The sequence below is a fragment of the Acinetobacter sp. UBA2063 genome (genome assembly GCF_002333245.1).
In the GTDB taxonomy this organism is placed as follows: domain Bacteria; phylum Pseudomonadota; class Gammaproteobacteria; order Pseudomonadales; family Moraxellaceae; genus Acinetobacter; species Acinetobacter parvus.
Genome location: NZ_DDAH01000065.1, coordinates 1 through 4489, shown reverse-complemented (window position 1 = coordinate 4489; position 4489 = coordinate 1). Strand labels below are relative to the sequence as shown.

Here is a 4489-nt window from a genome sequence, read left to right as displayed (position 1 = left end):
TTTTACGGCTATTCGGATAAAGTCGGCTGAATCAATATGCACCACACTGAGCTTGCCCGTATGAATCCACCAGTTGAAGACCTGCCCATGCCGTAAATGATGAAATTTCGGCGGATAAGGCGGAGGTGTGGTCATATCCCCTGGTAAAGGCACGCGACCAAACAGTGCCTTACCGTGTATGGATGGCAAACCCACAACTTGCCATTTTCCACAGTCAATGGTTTCCCGCCCCTTTGTTTCAAGCATCTGCTGTTCCGACAGGCCTGCTGAACGTCCATACATTAATGTGGCCTGTGAACCAATTAACCGTGCCCCCGTTTGTTTACACACTTCTGGCGCATCCAGAATATGATCGTAATGTGCATGACCAATCAGCACCTCATCCGCCTTTGAGATATACCGTTTCACTAATGCTGGATCGCTCAATAAAGGTTGGGTAAAGGTCTGCCACAGGCTTGGACGGCTAATAAAGGGATCGAGCACCACCGTGCGATGCTGGTCAGACAGGATAAATCCCGCTGTCCCCAAATACCTGATTTTTAAATTTTCAACTGTTGCCTGAGCGGGCGATGCAGCAGCCCATCCTGCCTCGGGAGCTTTAAGTAAATATTTCAGCATCCTTATTCCTTGGTCTTTTTCTATTCATCCATGTTTTATCAATTCATTAAAACAGAATCAGAAGAATGATTATATATTTTTCAGTGTTCTTGCAATTTTGTTATAGTTGACCGACTGAGCGTTTAGACAGAGATGTCTTGCACTGTTTTGCACCATATTAACCAGAAGAACATAAAATAGAATGACTCGTGTTTTTTTAATGTTGGGGTTGGCATTTTTTCTATTGTGGTCGGGTTATCAAACCCGCCAACATCCTCAACTCAAGTTTAATTCGCTCACAGATCGTATCACCCACCCTCTTGATACACGGCTACGTTATCGTATTGCCGCAGTTGACCCACGTTTTAAACTCAGTGTTGAGCAGGTCGAGGCGATTAGCCAGCAAGCCACGCAGGTCTGGAAAGATGGCACTGGAAAGGATTATTTTGTTTATGACCCGAATGCACAGCTCGCGATTCATTTAATCTATGATGAACGGCAGTATGAAAGTGAGCAACGTCGGGAACATTTAAGCCGACTCGAAACCAATCAACAGCAATGGCTAAATAAAAAGAAGCAGCTTGACCAGATCGAACAGGAAGTCCTGCAAAATAAACAGATATTGGATCAAAAACAGCTACAACTGGACCAACAGATTCAATACTATAATCAGGAGCGACAGATTGCCCAACGTAGTCCCTCCTCTTCTGTCAATGCTGAATACTTCCAGCAGCGACAACAGCATCTACAGCAAAATGTTGAGCAACTACAGCAGGAAATTGGTCAATACAACCAAAAAATCAGTCAACTCAACCAGCAAATTGATGAACTGAATGCGCTTGACCAGCAATTGAATGCTTCAGTTAAGCAATATAAACAGCGTTTTCAGCCCCATTTATTTCATAAAGGTCTATTTAATGGCAAACAAATCCTGATCTATGAATTTGAATCGGAGGATGACCTACGCCTGACACTGGCACATGAACTGGGCCACGCGCTGGGTCTGCAACATACTGATGATCCCCATGCACTGATGCATCCAGTCATGAAAGATCAGGATATTGCCCACTTTCGTTTAACCCAAGCAGACCGCGACCTACTGCTGGCAAGATAACTACCGCATAGTCCGACTCTGTTAAAGATGGAAATTGTAATGGTCAAGTAAAATCAGACACAGGCATATTCAAAATCACTCATTTTTTGTTCAAATAAATTGGGGGACAAATAATTGAGTGTGGAATGTAATCGCACCTGATTATAAAACCTCGCAATATAGTGCGTAATGTCGTAACAAAGCCCCTTATGGCTCATACTGCACTCAATCCTATATCTATTGAGTAAATCCTGATATTGTGTCGAGCACTACTGTGAGCCTCTGTCCGTGTGCATAATCAAGCCTTTAGGCGGTTGTCGTGTCGCAATCGCATGTTGTAACGCTGCACACACCAAATCCGCAGTCATGCGATTTGACATACTGTAACCCACAATCTTGCGTGAATATAAGTCGATTACCGCTGCAAGTAAAACACACCCACGATCCAAAATCCCTCATGTATCCACGTATCAAGCAACAAGATGCGAAGAACTTCTAACTCGCAGATGTCGATCTGGAACTACTCAGCTTTTCTCGTTGAGTCTCTGTTATAAGGATATGAGAAATCTATAAGCTGATGTTTTTAAAAAGATCGTAACAATCAGTCGATTCTTTTGATTTATTCATGTTATTGTGGTGTCAAAACATCATCTTAGTCTTAATGGAGATCAGCATGAGTTATTATCATATCCTCATTGAAGTGAATGACCACATCAGTACCATTGAACAGACTCGTGATGTTGAAATCCTGGATATTCAGGATATTAGTCCTTATCTCCACTCTATTTTAATCCCTTATTTCAATGAGCAGGAAATCGAGCTTGAAGATGAAAACGTTGCTTATGACGAAATCCTGCATCTGGAAGTGAAGCAGACCCTTTTACCGATTGAACATCTGATTGAAGAAGAACAAAAACAGTTGCCAAGTGACACTGATGTGACCATCACGGCCTATGAAATTTTTAATGACCGTGATTTAAGTCAGGATGTGACCGCGGTGATTTTTGATATTCTGGAAGCGGTTAAACTGGACGATGCGCCATAAGTAAAAAAGGTCTGCATTTTGCAGACCTTTTTTGATGAACACATTATTATTGCATCATCTGCTTGGCTTGTTCCTGACGGAACGCCCGTAAAATCTGCTGCCCTGCCCGACCTGTTGGTTTTAAACCCAAACGGGTTTGTTCCTGCTGAATCGCCTGACGGCTTTTATCACCAATCAAACCATCTACGGCCCCAATGTCATAGCCCCGCTGAATCAGGAACTGCTGGATTTCACGACGTTCTGCACGTGAGGTACCAGCATCATCTGTTGGCCAGGCAGTTAAAAAAGGTGTTCCACCCCTTAAACGGTCGGATAGATGCGCAATTGCCAATCCATAGCTTTCCGCTGCGTTATAGCTATAAATCGCATCAAAGTTTTTAAATACCAAAAATGCTGGGCCATTGGCACCTGCGGGTGTAATCAGTCCTGCTGGCGTACTGCCTGACAAATTGCCCTGAATCAATGCCGTACCATCCGTACGGGTTACGCCCTGCGCAATCCAGCTATTCAGTGACCTTTTATTACGACGGCTTTCGCCTGCAATTGACACACCTTGTGGAATTTTGACTTCAAAGCCCCATGGCATGCCAGTTTGCCACCCTGCCCGTTTTAGGAAATTGGCAGTTGAAGCGAGAGCATCTGTGGTGCTTGAAACCAAATCACGGCGGCCATCCCCATCAAAGTCCACCGCCAGACGCTCATAGGTGGATGGCATGAATTGGGTATGACCAAAAGCACCTGCCCAGGAACCATAGAGTTGATCCTGAGTTAAATCACCGCGTTGTAAAATCCGCATGGTGGCGAAGAACTCGCCACGGAAATAACTTTGGCGGCGGCCCTCACAGCTCAGTGTCCCCAAAGCCTGCAATAAAGGATATTTACCTGAAATGTCCCCGTAATTACTTTCCACACCCCACACTGCCACCACCGTTTCAGCAGGAACACCATAGGTCTGTTCCACACGGTTCAGTACCACACGATGCTGGGCCAGTTTTTGCTGCCCAGCCTGCACACGCTCGTTATCCACAAGCCCAGACAGATAATCCCAGATCGGGGTCGAAAACTCAGGCTGATAATTTAATTTATCAATGACTAAATAATCAGGACTTAAATTTTGTGTATAGCGATCATAGGTTGAGCCAGAAACACCTGAAGCAATTGCCTGGGAGCGTAAATTTGCCAGACAGCCCTGAAAACTGGAAGTTGACATATAGCTGCCTGTTACAGGTGCCGTCGTTGTAGCGGTGTTGCTTGCCACCTTTGCACCATTAATAATGAGTTCTGCGTGTGCTTGATTAAAGAAAGCAAATAAGGCAGTGCCTATAAATAAACAAAAATGATGTTTCATGTCTTAACCAGAGTTTTTAAATTTAAATTTCTTATTCACCTTAACATGCAACTGCACCATGTTCCGTTTGCAATCGTAACTTTGAATTCATTTATTGTGTTTTAAATTTAAAACCTGCAATCATTTTTGAATTTAAAAATAATTCCTATATTTTGAATTCAAATTTCACCCTGTACTTTAAATTCAAAAACACAAAATAAATTTATCCACAATCCAGACTAATCATTTAACTTAAAATAAAAACACCATCATGATTTTAAATTTAAAAACTGACAGATATTTTGAATTTAAACTGCAAATGCCCCATTTACATCGTTTTAAATTCAAAATTGCAAAACCAAGTTATCCACACGCTCAATACTTTGCATCCACTTCAGGTGTTAAATTTAAAACTTTGAATTTAAAC

4 protein-coding genes and 1 pseudogene are annotated in these 4489 nt (G+C 42.7%); 2 read left to right on the top strand and 3 right to left on the bottom strand.

The genetic code is table 11. The annotated features are described in order from the left end of the window. Positions 1-618: MBL fold metallo-hydrolase (locus tag B4H32_RS03130; RefSeq protein WP_286799849.1), on the bottom strand; the 618-nt coding region annotated here is incomplete at its 3' end. Positions 619-799: 181 nt separating this feature from the next. Here B4H32_RS03130 and B4H32_RS03125 point away from each other — a divergent pair. Continuing rightward, positions 800-1711, top strand: coding sequence for a matrixin family metalloprotease (locus tag B4H32_RS03125; protein ID WP_004683861.1), 912 nt, complete (start codon positions 800-802; stop codon positions 1709-1711). A gap of 53 nt (positions 1712-1764) precedes the next feature. On the opposite strand, the pseudogene B4H32_RS03120 reads toward B4H32_RS03125, so the two are convergent. Further along, positions 1765-2130 (bottom strand): annotated as a pseudogene (locus B4H32_RS03120) (DDE-type integrase/transposase/recombinase); the annotation flags it as partial. 221 nt (positions 2131-2351) lie between these two features. On the opposite strand from B4H32_RS03120, the gene B4H32_RS03115 reads away from it, so the two are divergent. After that, the gene (locus B4H32_RS03115; RefSeq protein ID WP_171062072.1) at positions 2352-2735 is read left to right on the top strand and encodes a hypothetical protein; all 384 of its coding nucleotides are present in this window, start codon (positions 2352-2354) and stop codon (positions 2733-2735) included. 46 nt (positions 2736-2781) lie between these two features. Here the strand turns inward: B4H32_RS03115 and B4H32_RS03110 are convergent, their stop codons facing one another. Beyond that, positions 2782-4083, bottom strand: a complete 1302-nt coding sequence (locus B4H32_RS03110) for a lytic murein transglycosylase (RefSeq protein ID WP_286799826.1) — start codon at positions 4081-4083, stop codon at positions 2782-2784. Between the last annotated feature and the right edge of the window lie 406 nt (positions 4084-4489).